We start from the raw sequence: 13,881 nt of genomic DNA, 5'->3' as shown, positions 1-13,881 counted from the left end.
CAGGCCACGATCACGGCATGCTCCAAAGTCCCCCGATCACACCGACCGAAGCCGGCCTGCTCGCGCTGCGCGAGGTGGTCGACAGCGGCCTGCTGCGTTGCGGCGTGCCAGCCCATCTGGGTGGTTCGACCCAAGGGCTCGACGCGCTGGCCCACGGCGCGGCCGAACTCGCGCGGCAGCACCCCGCGGCGGCGCGGCTGCTGTGGGCGCAGCGCCTGGCCATCGAAGCGCTGCTGCAGTCGCCCAATGTCGCCCTGCGCGAACACTGGCTGGCCGACTTCCTCTCGGGCGAGCGCGCGGCCACGGTGTCGCCCTCGTTCGACGCACTGCGGGCGCGCGACACCGGCCGAGGCTGGTTGCTGCAGGGCGAACTCATCCTGACGCCCAACCTGCAGTGGGCGGGTTTCTCGGTGGTCGCGCCGGTCCGGTTCGATGACGCGAGGCCACAATGGGTGATGCTGCGCAACGAAGAAGATGGCCTGGGCCCCGTGCCGGACACGGGGGTCGGCACGCCCGCGGCCTCGCTCACCGCCACGCTCAAGCTGGAGCTGGTGTATTTCCGTGAAGACGAATGGCTGTGCGGCCCGGACCTGCCCGAACGCGTGGCCCCCGTGGCCGCGGCACTGACCGCCTGCTGGCCACACGCCACCGACTGGAACCGAACCGACCCACGACCGCTCACCACCACAACACCCCGAATCCCATGAGCTTCCTCTCCCGCTTGTCCCCGCGCCGACGTTGGCCGCAAGCCCTGTTGTTCGCGGCCGGCTGCCTGCTGCTGCCGGCCTCCGCGCAGACCGTCCACTTCGAAGACAGCATGGCCCAGCGCATGCTCGCCTGCACCGCCTGCCATGGCACCCAGGGGCGCGCCGCGCCCGACGGCTACTACCCGCGCCTGGCGGGCAAGCCCGCGGGCTATCTCTACAACCAGTTGCTGCACTTTCGCGATGGCCGGCGCGTCTACCCGCTGATGACGCACCTGATCGCCCCGCTGAACGAAACCTACCTGATGGAAATCGCCGAGCACTTCGCCGCGATGGAAGTGCCCTACCCCGCCCCGGCGCGCGTGAATGCGACGCCGCAAGACCTGCAGCGCGGCGAACAACTGGCCCTGCGTGGGGACGCCTCGCGCAACCTGCCAGCTTGCGTGGCTTGCCACGGCACCGCGCTCACCGGCGTGAAGCCCGCCACGCCCGGCCTGCTCGGCCTGCCGCGCGACTACCTCAACGCCCAGCTCGGCGCATGGCGCGCCGGCCTGCGCAAAGCCCACGCGCCCGACTGCATGGCCGACATCGCCAAGCGCCTGGCTCCGAGCGACATTTCCGCCGTGAGCGCCTGGCTCGCCACACAGCGCGTGCCCGCCGACGCGCACGCCGTGGCCCCGTCGAGCACGCCCTTGCCGCTGCAATGCGGCAGTGCGCCAGCCCCGGCAGGAGGTCGGCCATGAGCGCCCGCCGCAAACTCGCGCAAGGCGTTGGCCTGCTGGTGCTGGCTGGCGCGGGCGTGCTGGCGTGGCTGGCCTGGCCGGCGAAACCGATCGCGATCGACCCCGCGCCCACCGCCGTGCAACTGAACGACCCCCACACCATCGAGCGCGGGCGCTATCTCTCGGTGCTGGGCAACTGCCAGGCCTGCCACACCACGCGGGGCGGCGAGCCGTTCGCGGGCGGCGTGGGCATCGTCACCCCCTTTGGAACGGTATACGGCAGCAACCTCACGCCCAGTGCAGGTGGCTTGGGCGCCTGGAGCGCCGACGACTTCTGGCGCGCGCTGCACCACGGCCAGGGGCGCGACGGCCGCTGGCTCAACCCGGCCTTCCCGTACAACAACACCACGCACCTCTCGCGCGAAGACAGCGACGCGCTCTACGCCTTCTTCCGCAGCCTGCCGCCGAGCGACACGCCGGTGCCCGCGCACGACATGCGCTGGCCCTACAGCACGCAGTTCGCGCTCAAGGCGTGGCGCACGCTGTACTTCACGGCCGAGGCCTACAGCCCACCACCGGCGAACGGGTCGTCGTCGCCCGAACTGTTGCGCGGTGCGTACCTCGTCAATGGCCCCGGCCACTGCAGCGCCTGCCACGTGCCGCGCGACGCGCTGGGCGGCCAGAGCGACCTGCTCGGCCTGTCCGGCGGACTCATTCCCATGCAGCGCTGGTACGCGCCTTCGCTGCTGGACCCGAGCGAAGCCGGCGTGCAGGACTGGTCCGTCGACGAGATCGTGGCCCTGTTCAAGGATGGCCGCACGCGCGATGCGCTGGTGAGCGGCCCCATGGCCGAGGTGGTACAACACAGCACCCAACACTGGACCCCCGAAGACCTGCGCGCCATGGCGAGCTACCTGAAACAACTGCCCGTTCACACCACATCGCGCCGCACAGAGCCCGCCGCCGCGGACTCGCGCACGCTGAGTGCCGGCGCGAAGCAGTACGAGCAGAACTGCGCGCAGTGCCACGGTTTGAGCGGCGAAGGCGTCAAGAGCAACGGCGCGGTGGCCTACCCGGCGCTGGCGGGCAACCGCACGGTGACGATGGCCTCGCCCGCGAACCTCGCGCAGATCGTTCTCAACGGCGGCTTCTCGCCCACCACGGCCGGCCACCCACGCCCGTACGGCATGCCGCCGTTCGTGCTGCAACTCAGCGACAACGAACTGGCCGAGGTGCTGAGCTACGTGCGCACCCAGTGGGGCAACCAGGCATCCCCGGTGAGCGCGCTGGATGTGCAGCAGATGCGAGGGCCGCTTGGCCGCTGAGTTGCACGTCATCAGCCTGTGTGCCGAGTGGTGCGGCACCTGCCGCGACTGGAAACCGGTGATCGACGAGGTGGCGCGGGCGCACCCGCAGGTGCGCTGGCGCTGGCTGGACATCGAGGACGATGCCGATCTGCTGGGCGACCTGGATGTGGAAACCTTGCCCACGCTGCTCGTGGGCCGGGGCGACCAGGTGCTGTTCTTCGGGCCGGTGCTGCCCAAGGCGGAGTTGGTCGCGCGCCTGGTCGAATCGCTCGCCACGCAGCAACACGCCGCGGGTGTCGACGGCGACGTGGCCGCGCTCTGGCAGCGGCTGCGGTCCTAGACCGGCGCGGCTTCGGCGACCGCCGCCACCTGGCCGGCCTCGATGGTGATGCGGCGTTCGCAGCGTTCGGCAATCGCGCGGTCGTGCGTCACCAGCACGAGCGTGGTGCCCTGTTCGCGGTTCAGGTCGAACATCAATTCCATGATCTTGCCGCCGGTGGCGAAGTCCAGGCTGCCGGTGGGCTCGTCGGCCAGCAGCACGGCCGGCTGCACGACGAAGGCGCGCGCCAGCGCCACGCGCTGCTGTTCTCCTCCCGAGAGCACCTTGGGGTAGCTGGAGAGGCGCTCGCCCAGGCCCACGCGCTGCAGCATCTGCGTGGCGGTGGCCCGCGCATCGCGCCGACCGGCCAACTCCAGCGGCAGCATGACGTTCTCCAGCGCGGTCAGGTTGCCCAACAACTGGAAACTCTGGAACACGAAGCCCACCTTCTGCGCGCGCAGCGCGGCGCGCTGGTCCTCGTCCATGGCGAACAAATCGGCACCATCGATGTGAACTGTGCCGCTGCTGGGCGTATCCAAACCCGCAATGATCGACAGCAGCGTGCTCTTGCCCGAGCCGGAAGCGCCCACGATGGCGGCGGTTTCCCCCTTGTTCAGGGTGAAATCGATATCGCGCAGAATCGTCAGGGAACCGGTGGAGTCGGTCACGGACTTGAACACATGCTGGACCGCGATCATCACATCGGACATGGAAAGGACTTCTCAAGTTGAAACGCCGTCACTTTAACGCGCTGGCCACCGCGCTGTGCGCACTGGCCGCCGCAGGGTCTTCAGGCCTCACCCATGCGCAGTCCAACCCCGCCGATCCGCTCGTCCTCGTGGTGGGCGATTCGCTCAGCGCCGAATACGGCTTGAAGCGCGGCACCGGCTGGGTGGCCTTGTTGACAGAGCGTTTGCAAGGGGAAAAAGTTCGCGCCCGCGTGGTCAACGCCAGCATCAGCGGCGACACCACCTCGGGCGGCCGCTCGCGCATCCCGTCCCTTCTCAAACAACACAAGCCCGCGCTGGTGGTGATCGAACTCGGTGGCAACGATGCCCTGCGCGGCCTGCCGCTGAACATGACGCGCGACAACCTCGCCAACATGGCCCGCCTCTCGCGCGAAGCCGGCGCCAAGGTGCTGCTGGTGGGCATGGAGATGCCACCCAACTACGGCGCGAAATACGGCCAGGAATTCCGCGAGATGTACACCACGGTCGCCAAAGCCGAGAAGACCGCACTCGTGCCCTTCTTCCTCAAGGGCGTGGCCGACACCCGGGACCCGACTGCCTTGTTCCAGGCCGACCGCATCCACCCCAACGAATCGGCCCAGGCCACGATGCGCGACAACGTCTGGCCGGAACTGCGCAAGCTGCTCGCGGCTCGATAATCGGCGCATGTCCGTGCACACCTTGAGCGCCACCGAAGCGCTGGCCCGCCTCGCCGAGTTCCACACCATCATCGACGCCCGCAGCGAGGCCGAGCACGCGCTCGACCATGTGCCCGGCGCGCTGAACTGGCCCACGCTGGACAACCAGCAGCGCATCGAGATCGGCACGCTGTACAAGCAGGTCAACCCGTTCGAGGCGCGCAAGCGCGGCGCGGCGATCGCGGCGCGCAACATCGCGGCCCACGTCGAGCGCGAGGTGTTCGACAAACCCAAGGGCTGGCAACCGCTGGTCTATTGCTGGCGCGGTGGCCAGCGCAGCGGCGCGCTCGCCACCATCCTGGGCGCCATCGGTTTTCGGGTGACGCTGATCGAAGGCGGCTACAAGGCCTGGCGTGCCGCGCTGGTCAGCGCCCTGCCCGCGCAGTCACAGCGCCTGTCGTACCGCGTGGTCTGCGGCCCCACCGGCAGCGGCAAGACGCGGCTGCTGCACGCGCTGGCCGCGCAAGGCGCGCAAGTGCTCGACCTCGAAGCGCTGGCGAACCACCGCAGCTCGGTGCTGGGGCAGATTCCCGGCGTACCGCAACCCGGTCAAAAGCGTTTCGAGTCGCTGGTGTGGGACGCGCTGCGCGGCTTCGACCCGGCGCGCGTGGTCTACGTGGAAAGCGAAAGCCGCAAGGTGGGCAACCTGCGCGTGCCCGAGGCGCTGATGGAAAACATGCGCGCGAGCCCCTGCGTCGATCTGCAACTGGACGACGCCGAACGCGTGGCCCTGCTGCTGGAAGACTACGACTTTTTTGTGAAGGACCCGGCGGCCTTCTGCGAGCGCCTGGGCGCGTTGACCGAGCTGCGGGGCAAGGCGGTGGTGTCGGCCTGGATCCACAAGATCGAACAAGGCCGCACGCCCGAGGTGGTGCTGGAATTGCTCACGGGCCACTACGACCCGATGTACGCCCAATCGATCGGGCGCAACTTCACGCAGTTTGCGCAGGCCTTGCCGCTGGCCCTGCGCGACCGCTCGCCCTCGTCACTGGCCAGCGCTGCACAGGCGCTGATCGCCAGCGAGAGCCCGCCCCCACCGGCCTGAGCGAAGCTCGGTGGGGCCGGCGGTGGACGTCAGTCCGCCGCGCTGTCGTTGCCGGCCGGTGTGGCGCCGGGCTCTTGCGGTCCGCCGTCCTGCCCCTCGGCCGGCGCATCGCCGTCGTCGGTGTGCTGGCGCCCGGCCGCCTTGGCTTTGAGCTTCTCCTCTTTCTTCTTCTTTTTGGCGAGCTCGCGCTGGCGTTTTTCGTATCCGTAGTTGGGAGTGGCCAAAACAGTCTTTCAAGTCTGTGGGTAAAGGGAAAGGGTCAGTCGTGCAATGCGGTCAAGGCCTGCGCCAGATCGGCGCGCAGGTCGTCCACCGACTCCAGACCCACGGCAAAGCGTACCAGACCCCCGGCGTTTTTCCAGCCATGGCTGGTGCGAAGCGATGCCAGGTCGTAGGTCGCGCACAGGCTGATCGGGCCGGCCCAGCTCCAGCCCAGGCGGAACAGGCGCAGGCGGTTGCAGAAGGCGTCGATGCGCGCTTGCGAAATGGACGCATCGAACACGGCGCTGAACAGGCAGGCGGCGGCGGTGGCGTCCCGTTTCCAGGCTTCGTGGCCGGGCGAACCGGGCAGTGCCGGGTGCAGCACCCGCAGCACGCCGGGTTGCTGCTGCATCCAGATGGCGAGCGCGCGGGTGGCGGCGTCTTGCGCGTGGTAGCGCAGGGCCATGCTGGGCAAGCCGCGCAGCACGAGTTCGGCGTCGTTCGCGCCCACGCCGGTGCCCAGGCGCATGCGGGTCAGCAGGATCTTGCGGTGCAGCGCGAGATCGCGCGTCACCACCGACCCCATGAGCACGTCGGCGCCACCGCTGGGGTACTTGGTGAGGGCCTGCACCGACACGTCCACACCCTGTTCGAAGGCGTTGAAGGCGATGCCCGCGCCCCAGGTGTTGTCGAGCGCGGTGACGATGGCATGCTCGCCGCTGCGCTGGGCATTGGCCTCGCGCACGCGCGCCACCAGCGCGGGAATGTCGGGGTATTCGAGCGTGATCGAGCCCGCGGCTTCGAGCCAGACCAGGCGCGTGGCCGGGCCGATCTGGCGCGCCAGGTCGTCCGGGTCCTGGGCGTCGTAGAAGCGGTGGGTGATGCCCCAGGCCGCCAGCTCGACCTGCGCGAACACCGTGCCCGGCCCGTAGGCGTTGTCGGGCAGCAGCACTTCATCGCCCTGGCGCAGCAGGGCCATGTCGACCAGCGTGATCACCGCCAGGCCGCTGGGGGCGAGCATGCATTGCTCACCGCCTTCGATGGTGGCGATGCGTTCTTCGAGCGTGAAGGTGGTGGGTGTGCCGTGCAGGCCGTAGGTGTAGCCGCTCTTGTTTTTCCAGTCGTAGGTGCGCAGCGCCTCGACGTTGGGGAACAGCACGGTCGACGCCTTGTGCACACCCGGTGCGACCGCCTCGAAGCCCTCCGGGGGCTTGTAGGGGTGGTGGATCAGCCGGGTGGTCAGGTCGTCGTCTTTCATTCAGCTCAGAGCTTCCACTTTTCCAGCAGTTGCGCCGGGCGCATGCTGTCGTAGCCTTCGAAGGGCTGGTGAATCCATGGGTTGGTGGGCAGGAACTCCACCGAGTAGTCGGCCGCGAAGGTCGACAGTTGTTTGGTCCAGATCACGGCGCTGCGCATCTCGGTGATGGGCGCGTAGTTGTTCTTGAGCAGGTTGATCACCGCCTTGAGCGTGTGGCCCGAGTCGGCCAGATCGTCGACCAGCAGCACCTTGCCTGCGATTTCGCCCTTGGGCGTGGTGATGTAGCGCGCGATGTCCAGATTGCCTTGCTCGGTGCCGGCAGCGGCACGGTAGGAGCTGGTGGACATGATGGCCAGCGGCTTGTCGAAGATGCGCGAGAGGATGTCCCCCGGGCGCATGCCGCCGCGCGCCAGGCACAGGATGGTGTCGAACTCCCAGCCCGACTGGTAGACCTTGAGCGCCAGCTTCTCGATCAGGTTGTGGTACTCGTCGTAAGAGACGTAAAGGTGTTTGCCGTCTTCGGTCAGCATGCGGACTCCGGGTGGGGGTTCAATCTATCGATGGGGATTTTGCACAAACGGCTGCACTACGCCCTGGGGGTTTCACCCATGGTAGGGCTGTTGCAGCAGGATGGTGTGGTCCCGGTCCGGGCTGGTGGAGACGATGTGGATCGGCACCCCGGTGGTCTCTGCGATGCGGGTCAGGTACGCCTGGGCGTTCTTCGGCAGGTCTTCGTAGCGGGTCACGCCCACGGACGTCTCGCTCCAGCCTGGCAGGGTTTCGTAGATGGGCTTGCAGCGCGCGATGTCTTCGGCGCTCATGGGCAGGATGTCGATGACTTCGCCATCGAGCTCATAGCCGGTGCACAACAACAGCTCCTTGAGGCCGTCGAGCACGTCGAGTTTGGTGATGCACAGGCCCGAGAGGCCGTTGACCTGGGCCGAGCGCTTGAGCAGCGCGGCGTCGAACCAGCCGCAACGGCGGCTGCGACCGGTGGTCACGCCCTTCTCCGCGCCGACTGTGGCCATGTGCCAACCGGGCGTGCCTTCCTTTTCCCAGTCCAGCTCGGTGGGGAACGGCCCGCCGCCCACCCGGGTGCAGTAGGCCTTGGTGATGCCGAGCACGTAGTGCAGCAGTTGCGGGCCCACGCCCGCACCGGCGGCGGCGTTGCCGGCCACGCAGTTGCTGGAGGTGACGAAGGGATAGGTGCCGTGGTCGATGTCGAGCAGCGTGCCCTGCGCGCCTTCGAACAGCAGGTTGGCGCCGGCCTTGTGCGCTTCGTTGAGTTCGCGCGAGACGTCGGCGACCATGGGCTTGAGCAGCTCGGCCTGTTGCATGGCTTCGGCGTACACCGGCTCGAACTGGATCGCGCCGTCCTTCATGTACGGGGCCAGCTTGTCGTCCCAGGGGAAATCGGCCGAGTGCAGGTAGGTCGTCAGCACGTGGTTGTGCAGGTCCAGCAATTCGCGCAGCTTGGCGGCAAAGCGCTCGGGGTACTTCAGATCCTGCACGCGCAGCGCGCGGCGCGCGATCTTGTCTTCGTAGGCCGGGCCGATGCCGCGGCCGGTGGTGCCGATCTTTTCGCTGCCGGCCTTCACCTTGGCGGCTTCGCGCGCGATGTCGATCGCGGCGTGGAACGGCAGGATCAGCGGGCAGCCTTCGCTCACGCGCAGGCGCGAGCGCACTTCCACGCCGGCCTTCTCCAGCCCGGCAATTTCCTCGAACAGCTTGCCCACCGACAGCACCACGCCGTTGCCGATGTAGCACTTCACGCCGGCGCGCATGATGCCGCTGGGGATGAGGTGCAGCGCGGTCTTCACGCCGTTGATGACGAGCGTGTGGCCCGCGTTGTGGCCGCCCTGGAAGCGCACCACGCCGGTGGCGGTTTCCGTCAGCCAGTCCACCAGCTTGCCCTTGCCTTCGTCACCCCACTGGGTGCCGACCACTACCACGTTGCGCCCCGGTGTCACGGTGCTCTTGCTGTTCGTCATTTGCTGGTATCCGTTTAAAAAGATTGCACTGTCCAGGCGCCGCGACGGGCCGCGTCGGGCACCAGTTCGCGGTCGCAATGGAATTCGTCGACCTGGTGTTCGTGGCCCGGCAGCACGCAGACCACGGTGTGGCCCTGCGCGCGCAGGCCGGCAATGGCTTCGCGCAAGCCCGCGTCCATGCCCCAGGGCGCGCGAATGGCCGCGACCAGGGGACGCGGCGGCACGGTGGCCACCAGTTCCTTGAGGTCGAGGCTGAAGCCCACGGCGGGCCGGTTGCGGCCAAACACCGCGCCCACCTCGTCGTAGCGACCGCCGCGCGCGAGTTCCATCGAGGGTGCGGCGCTGCCCTCGGGGGCGTGCGCGAAGAGCGCGAACCGCATGCCGGTGTAGTAGGCGTAGCCGCGCAGATCGGCCAGGTCGATCGACACGTCCACGCCTTGCACATGCGCGGCGAGCCACCGCAGACCGTCGAGCGCGGCATGCAGCGCGGGCGACGGCTGCAGCGTGCGTTGGGCTTCGTCCAGGACCGCCGCGCCGCCAAAAAGGCGCGGCAAGGCGCACAGGTCGCGCCGCACGGCTTCGGGCAGATCGCGCGCCAGGACCTCCAGCTCGGCCACGTCCTTCGCGTTGAGCGCGGCGTGGATGCGGGCCTCCTGGGCGGCGGTGAGCGTGACGGGTGCGAGCACGGCGTCGATCACGCGCACGTCGGCCATGTCGAGTTGCAGGCCATTGACGCCCGCACCGCGCAGGCAGGCCTGCGCCAATTCGATGATTTCGAGATCGGCTTCCTGCCCGGCATGGCCGTAGATTTCGGCGCCGAACTGCAGGGGTTCGCGGCTGGCCAGGGGGCGGTCGACGCGGGTGTGCACCACCGGCCCGCAGTAACTCAGGCGCGCCACGCCCTGCCGGTTGAGCAAATGCGCGTCGATGCGCGCCACCTGCGGCGTGCTGTCCGCGCGCAGGCCGAGCGTGCGCCCGGAGAGCTGGTCGACGAGTTTGAAGGTCTGAAGGCCGAGGGCTTCACCGGTGCCGGTGAGCAGCGATTCGAGGTGCTCCAGCAGCGGTGGCATGACCAGCTCGTAGCCATAGCCCCGAGCCGTGTCCAACAACACCCTGCGAAGTTCTTCGATGTGCCGGGCCTCGGAAGGCAGAACATCGGCAATGTGATCCGGGAGGACCCAGGCAGACATGGCAATTTTCAGGCGCTGTTAAAAACGCGATTCTACCGGTCCGCGCAACGGGCCCTTTTCGCGCGCGGCCCGCCCCGCTCCCGGGCGGACCGCCGCGGACAGGCCGCTCAGAGCACCTGGCAGGCCTGCTCGAAATCCAGGCGGCGGTTGCGGTCGAAGACCTTGTTGTCGCTGTAGCCCAGGTTGATGAGGAAGTTGGCGCGCCAGCGGCCGTCGGGGAAGAACTCGGCGTTGACCTTGGCCAGGTCCACGCCGCTCATGGGTCCGCAGTCGAGTCCGAGGGCGCGCGCCGCGATGATGAAGTAGGCACCGCCCAGCGTGCTGTTGCGTGTGGCGGTGGCTTCCGACAGCGCCGGGTTGCCCTCGAAGTTCTCCTTCGCGCCTTCGCGGTGCCACACCTGCGGCATGAATTCGTGGAAGCGGTTGTCGGCGCACACGATCACCGTCACTGGCGCCGTGCGCGTCTTGTCCAGGTTGCCCGGCGAGAGCGCGGGCAGCAGCCGCGCCCTGGCCTCGGGCGTTTTCAGGAACACGTAGCGCGCGGGCTGGGTGTTCATCGATGTCGGGCCCATGCGCGCCACCTCGTACACCTGCCGCAGCAACGCGTCGGGCACGGGTTTGTCGAGGAAGGTGTTGGCGGTGCGTGCCTTGAGGAAGATCTGGTCGAGGGCTTGCGAATCGAGGGTCATGGGCGGAAACAGGTTGAAGAAAAAAGGTCAGTCCAGGCTGATGTTGGCCGCCCGGATGAGGCCGGTCCAGCGCTGCACATCACGTGCCAGCATGGTCTTGGTGTCGGCCACGCTGATGTTCATGGGCGACCCACCCGCCTTGCGGAAGGTTTCCTGCAGTTCGGGTGTAGCGATGATTTTCGCCAATTCGGCGCGCAGGCGCTTGAGCACGTCGGGCGGCGTCTTGCTCGGCGCGAAATAACCGAACCACGACTCCAATTCGAGCTTGACCGTGCCGGACTCGTTGATCGTCTGCACGTTGGGCTGCATGGGGTTGCGCGCGGCGCTGGAGACCACGATGGCCTTGAGCTTGCCGGTATCGACGTGCGCGCGCGTGGTGGGCGTGAGATCGAAGAACAGGTCCACCCGGTCGCCCAGCAGGTCGGCGTAGGCCGGCTGTGCGCCCCGATAAGGCACGTGCACGATGTCCACGCCGGCCAGGCTCCACAGCGCGGCCGCCAGCACGTGCTGGCCGGAACCGTTGCCCGCCGAGGCGTAGGTGAGCTTGCCGGGGTGGGCCTTGGCGTGGGCCACCAGCTCGGCCAGGTTGTTGAACGGCAGGCCGTTGCGCGCCAGCAGCGTGTAGCTGTAGCTCACGGCCAGGCCCACGGGCTCGAAGTCCTTCAAGCTGTCGTACGAGAGGCTCTTGTACAGGCCCATGTTCAGGACCATGTTCGACACCGAGCCGGTGAGCAGCGTGTAGCCATCGGGCGTGGCCTTGGCGGCCGCGTCGGTGCCCACCACCGTGCCCGAGCCGGTGCGGTTCTCCACCACCACGGCCTGGCCCAGCGGCTGGGCCAGTCGGTCGGCCAGCGCGCGGCCCACGAAATCGAAACCGCCACCGGGTGGCTGCGGCACGATCACGCGCAGGGGCCGGCTCGGGAAATCGGCCTGCGCCCAGGCCACCGGGGCCATGGAGGCGAGCGCGGCGGCCGGCACGGCGACGAGCAGTTGGCGGCGAAACGGCGAAGCCGGTCCCCCGCATGTCGGATCGAATGCGTTCATGTCTTGTCTCCTTGTTGTGGTGTCTGGCGCGGTGGTGACAGCGGCCCGCGCCCGCCGCATGAAACTCAGACCGGGTTCACGTCGCGCTCCAATGCGCCACCGGCGAGCCAGCGCGCACCGCGCCGGTAGAGCTCGTCGACCTCCGCCCCCTTGAGCATGGGCATGTCCATCTTCACCGTGTAGCCGATGCGGGTCTGGATGTAGGCGAGGTGGCGATAGCCCTCGGGCATCTTGGCCAGGGCCTGCTGGTCCAGCGCGAGCACCGCCGTGGAGTCGACCGGGTCGATGCGGTCTTTTTCGTAGATGGGCTGGCGGTGCAGCAACTTCCATTCGCCTGCTTCGCGCACCACGAAGTCGTAGAAGCGGCCGGTGCAGACCACGTCGCACAGCACCGGGCCGTTCTCGCCCTCGACCATGCCGCGCTGCGAGATGGTCATCTTGGTCTGCGCGATGGCGCGGTCGCCCGCGACTTCCACCGCCGAGCCGCCCAGAAAGTGCAGGATGCTCACGCCCTTGGCCCAGCCTTCCTGTGTGACGCGGATGAACTCGGCGAACGGGCCCTGGAACCAGGTGGCCATCATCACGCCCTGCGGGTGCCACACGGTGGCAAAGCGCGCCCAGTCACCGGCGTCGCGCCACACGGCCCAGCGCTCCACCATCTGGCGGATCTGCAGTTCGTCTTTCAGTTGTTGTTCGATCATTCGTCGTCTCCTCGGGTGGTAGCGGTCATTCAAAGGGTTTCGAAATCGACCTGGTGGCGCGCGGTGCGCACGCCCTCCAGTTCATGGCGCACGCGGGTGTGCGCGGGGTGGTCGGCGTAGTCGGCCAGGGCCTGGCGCGACTCGAACTCGGCGTAGAGCACGGCATCGCAGGCGTAATTCACGCCGCTCTCGTCCAGGCCGATCTCCAGCCGCAGCAGCCCGGGGATCTGCTCGCGCAGTCCTTCGAACGCGCGCTTGAGCCGTTGTGCGTTGTGCGCCTTGGCCAATGCGGTCTCGCCCTGCACGTTCCACATGACGATGTGCTTGATCATGCGGCGCGCGCGGTGGTGGGCTTGGCCCGGTTGAGCACGAAGTGAAAGTCCAGCGTGCAGGTGCCATCGGGCTGCCGCACCCAGTCGGCCACCAGCGACTGGCGCACGCCGAACACGGCGTCGGAGTCGAGGTACTCGCCGCCCTCGCGGAACACGTGCGTCACCAGCGTTTCGTAACCGGGCGCCTGGATCATGAAATGCAGGTGCGCGGGGCGCCATGGGTGGCGGCCGGTGGCGCGCAGCATATCGCCCACGGGGCCATCGTCGGGAATCGGGTACGGCTCGGCCACCACGCTGCGGAAATGAAAACGGCCATCGGCGCCGCTGCGCAGAACGCCACGGCCCTGGGCTTGCGGCAGGTCGCTGCGCTGCACGTCGTACAGGCCTTCGGCATCGGCTTGCCACACGTCGATCACCGCATCGGCCACCGGTTCACCATCGAGCCCGCGCACGCTGCCGCGCACCAGGCAAGGTGTGCCCGCCGCGCCGTTGGCCACGTCCGCGCCGTGCTCGTAGTGCGGTGCGCCTTCCACGTGGAAGGGACCGAACACCGTGGCCTCGGTGCAGCCCGCGGGCTTGTCGTTGTTCATCGCCACGGTGAGCATGGACAGGCCCAGCGTGTCCGACAGCAGGATGAACTCCTGGCGCTGCTCGGTGCACATGTGGCCGGTGGCGGTGAGGAAGTCGATGCCGGCTTTCCATTCGGCCTCGGTCAGCTTCACCTCGCGCGCGAAGGCGTGCAGGTGCTGCACCAGGCTGGTCATGATCTGCTTCAGGCGCGGGTCCGGCGTGTTCGCCATGCGCGCGAGCACTGCCTGGGTGATGTTGTACTGGTCGAGGTTTTTCAAGTGGGGTCTCCGGGAGTGCCGGCACAATGTACGGCGACGAGCGACCGAGAAAAAGACCTGAGGCAAAAATGACTTTTTCGCCAGGCGCAATAGAGAAGAGGAGA

17 protein-coding genes are annotated in these 13,881 nt (G+C 68.1%); 6 read left to right on the top strand and 11 right to left on the bottom strand.

Going from position 1 to position 13,881, the window contains the following annotated elements:
* The first annotated feature begins 17 nt into the window (after nt 1–17).
* The 4 genes from FFS09_RS19720 to FFS09_RS19705 are packed head-to-tail and all read left to right on the top strand — an operon-like array spanning nt 18 to nt 3,073.
* Nucleotides 18–707 (top strand): acyl-CoA dehydrogenase family protein, encoded by a 690-nt coding sequence (locus FFS09_RS19720; protein ID WP_137920610.1) that lies wholly within the window; start codon nt 18–20, stop codon nt 705–707.
* A complete protein-coding gene (locus FFS09_RS19715; protein ID WP_137920609.1) occupies nt 704–1,447 on the top strand; it encodes a c-type cytochrome in 744 nt (247 codons plus the stop codon). Before FFS09_RS19720 ends, FFS09_RS19715 begins: the two co-directional genes overlap by 4 nt.
* Nucleotides 1,444–2,751: a cytochrome c gene (locus FFS09_RS19710; protein WP_137920608.1), complete on the top strand. Its 1,308-nt coding sequence runs from the start codon at nt 1,444–1,446 to the stop codon at nt 2,749–2,751. Before FFS09_RS19715 ends, FFS09_RS19710 begins: the two co-directional genes overlap by 4 nt.
* Nucleotides 2,741–3,073 (top strand): thioredoxin family protein, encoded by a 333-nt coding sequence (locus FFS09_RS19705; RefSeq protein WP_252374438.1) that lies wholly within the window; start codon nt 2,741–2,743, stop codon nt 3,071–3,073. The genes FFS09_RS19710 and FFS09_RS19705 overlap by 11 nt, the downstream gene beginning before the upstream one ends.
* Here FFS09_RS19705 and FFS09_RS19700 read toward each other — a convergent pair.
* Nucleotides 3,070–3,762, bottom strand: a complete 693-nt coding sequence (locus FFS09_RS19700; RefSeq protein ID WP_137920606.1) for an ABC transporter ATP-binding protein — start codon at nt 3,760–3,762, stop codon at nt 3,070–3,072. The genes FFS09_RS19705 and FFS09_RS19700 overlap by 4 nt on opposite strands.
* Nucleotides 3,763–3,779: 17 nt before the next feature.
* Here FFS09_RS19700 and FFS09_RS19695 point away from each other — a divergent pair, with 17 nt between their 5' ends.
* Together FFS09_RS19695 and mnmH are read left to right on the top strand one after the other, a co-directional pair.
* On the top strand, nt 3,780–4,439 hold the full coding sequence (locus FFS09_RS19695; protein WP_137920605.1) for an arylesterase: 660 nt from the start codon (nt 3,780–3,782) through the stop codon (nt 4,437–4,439).
* A gap of 7 nt (nt 4,440–4,446) precedes the next feature.
* On the top strand, nt 4,447–5,523 hold the full coding sequence (gene mnmH, locus FFS09_RS19690; RefSeq protein WP_137920604.1) for a tRNA 2-selenouridine(34) synthase MnmH: 1,077 nt from the start codon (nt 4,447–4,449) through the stop codon (nt 5,521–5,523).
* 29 nt (nt 5,524–5,552) lie between these two features.
* Here the strand turns inward: mnmH and FFS09_RS19685 are convergent, their stop codons facing one another.
* The 10 genes from FFS09_RS19685 to FFS09_RS19640 all read right to left on the bottom strand — a co-directional run bounded on the left by FFS09_RS19685 (nt 5,553) and on the right by FFS09_RS19640 (nt 13,777).
* Nucleotides 5,553–5,747, bottom strand: a complete 195-nt coding sequence (locus FFS09_RS19685) for a hypothetical protein (RefSeq protein ID WP_137920603.1) — start codon at nt 5,745–5,747, stop codon at nt 5,553–5,555.
* A gap of 35 nt (nt 5,748–5,782) precedes the next feature.
* Nucleotides 5,783–6,982 carry a PLP-dependent transferase gene (locus FFS09_RS19680; RefSeq protein ID WP_137920602.1) on the bottom strand — a complete coding sequence of 400 codons (1,200 nt, stop codon included), beginning with the start codon at nt 6,980–6,982 and terminating at the stop codon, nt 5,783–5,785.
* Nucleotides 6,983–6,987: 5 nt separating this feature from the next.
* Nucleotides 6,988–7,512, bottom strand: coding sequence for a phosphoribosyltransferase (locus FFS09_RS19675; protein ID WP_137920601.1), 525 nt, complete (start codon nt 7,510–7,512; stop codon nt 6,988–6,990).
* A 72-nt stretch (nt 7,513–7,584) separates the two neighbouring features.
* The gene (locus FFS09_RS19670) at nt 7,585–8,973 is read right to left on the bottom strand and encodes an adenylosuccinate synthase (RefSeq protein ID WP_137920600.1); all 1,389 of its coding nucleotides are present in this window, start codon (nt 8,971–8,973) and stop codon (nt 7,585–7,587) included.
* A gap of 14 nt (nt 8,974–8,987) precedes the next feature.
* Nucleotides 8,988–10,163, bottom strand: coding sequence for an ATP phosphoribosyltransferase regulatory subunit (locus FFS09_RS19665; RefSeq protein ID WP_137920599.1), 1,176 nt, complete (start codon nt 10,161–10,163; stop codon nt 8,988–8,990).
* A gap of 107 nt (nt 10,164–10,270) precedes the next feature.
* Nucleotides 10,271–10,852, bottom strand: a complete 582-nt coding sequence (locus tag FFS09_RS19660) for a malonic semialdehyde reductase (RefSeq protein WP_137920598.1) — start codon at nt 10,850–10,852, stop codon at nt 10,271–10,273.
* Nucleotides 10,853–10,879: 27 nt separating this feature from the next.
* Nucleotides 10,880–11,896 (bottom strand): Bug family tripartite tricarboxylate transporter substrate binding protein, encoded by a 1,017-nt coding sequence (locus FFS09_RS19655; RefSeq protein WP_171020104.1) that lies wholly within the window; start codon nt 11,894–11,896, stop codon nt 10,880–10,882.
* Nucleotides 11,897–11,961: 65 nt separating this feature from the next.
* Nucleotides 11,962–12,597 (bottom strand): nuclear transport factor 2 family protein, encoded by a 636-nt coding sequence (locus tag FFS09_RS19650; protein ID WP_137920596.1) that lies wholly within the window; start codon nt 12,595–12,597, stop codon nt 11,962–11,964.
* Nucleotides 12,598–12,626: 29 nt separating this feature from the next.
* Nucleotides 12,627–12,929, bottom strand: a complete 303-nt coding sequence (locus tag FFS09_RS19645) for a Dabb family protein (protein ID WP_137920595.1) — start codon at nt 12,927–12,929, stop codon at nt 12,627–12,629.
* Nucleotides 12,926–13,777: an intradiol ring-cleavage dioxygenase gene (locus FFS09_RS19640; protein WP_137920594.1), complete on the bottom strand. Its 852-nt coding sequence runs from the start codon at nt 13,775–13,777 to the stop codon at nt 12,926–12,928. The genes FFS09_RS19645 and FFS09_RS19640 overlap by 4 nt, the downstream gene beginning before the upstream one ends.
* Nucleotides 13,778–13,881 lie beyond the last annotated feature (104 nt).

Origin of the sequence: Hydrogenophaga sp. 2FB, assembly GCF_005503365.1 — a bacterium.
GTDB lineage: Bacteria > Pseudomonadota > Gammaproteobacteria > Burkholderiales > Burkholderiaceae_C > Hydrogenophaga.
This window is presented reverse-complemented; position numbering and strand designations above follow the sequence as displayed.

What these genes read in the sequence shown, in the direction of transcription:
- FFS09_RS19720 (WP_137920610.1), top strand. Translation starts at nt 18, where the DNA reads ATGCTCCAAAGTCCCCCGATCACACCGACCGAAGCCGGCCTGCTCGCG.
- FFS09_RS19715 (WP_137920609.1), top strand. Translation starts at nt 704, where the DNA reads ATGAGCTTCCTCTCCCGCTTGTCCCCGCGCCGACGTTGGCCGCAAGCC.
- FFS09_RS19710 (WP_137920608.1), top strand. Translation starts at nt 1,444, where the DNA reads ATGAGCGCCCGCCGCAAACTCGCGCAAGGCGTTGGCCTGCTGGTGCTG.
- FFS09_RS19700 (WP_137920606.1), bottom strand. Translation starts at nt 3,762, where the DNA reads ATGTCCGATGTGATGATCGCGGTCCAGCATGTGTTCAAGTCCGTGACC.
- mnmH (WP_137920604.1), top strand. Translation starts at nt 4,447, where the DNA reads ATGTCCGTGCACACCTTGAGCGCCACCGAAGCGCTGGCCCGCCTCGCC.
- FFS09_RS19680 (WP_137920602.1), bottom strand. Translation starts at nt 6,982, where the DNA reads ATGAAAGACGACGACCTGACCACCCGGCTGATCCACCACCCCTACAAG.
- FFS09_RS19675 (WP_137920601.1), bottom strand. Translation starts at nt 7,512, where the DNA reads ATGCTGACCGAAGACGGCAAACACCTTTACGTCTCTTACGACGAGTAC.
- FFS09_RS19670 (WP_137920600.1), bottom strand. Translation starts at nt 8,973, where the DNA reads ATGACGAACAGCAAGAGCACCGTGACACCGGGGCGCAACGTGGTAGTG.
- FFS09_RS19665 (WP_137920599.1), bottom strand. Translation starts at nt 10,163, where the DNA reads ATGTCTGCCTGGGTCCTCCCGGATCACATTGCCGATGTTCTGCCTTCC.
- FFS09_RS19660 (WP_137920598.1), bottom strand. Translation starts at nt 10,852, where the DNA reads ATGACCCTCGATTCGCAAGCCCTCGACCAGATCTTCCTCAAGGCACGC.
- FFS09_RS19655 (WP_171020104.1), bottom strand. Translation starts at nt 11,896, where the DNA reads ATGAACGCATTCGATCCGACATGCGGGGGACCGGCTTCGCCGTTTCGC.
- FFS09_RS19650 (WP_137920596.1), bottom strand. Translation starts at nt 12,597, where the DNA reads ATGATCGAACAACAACTGAAAGACGAACTGCAGATCCGCCAGATGGTG.
- FFS09_RS19645 (WP_137920595.1), bottom strand. Translation starts at nt 12,929, where the DNA reads ATGATCAAGCACATCGTCATGTGGAACGTGCAGGGCGAGACCGCATTG.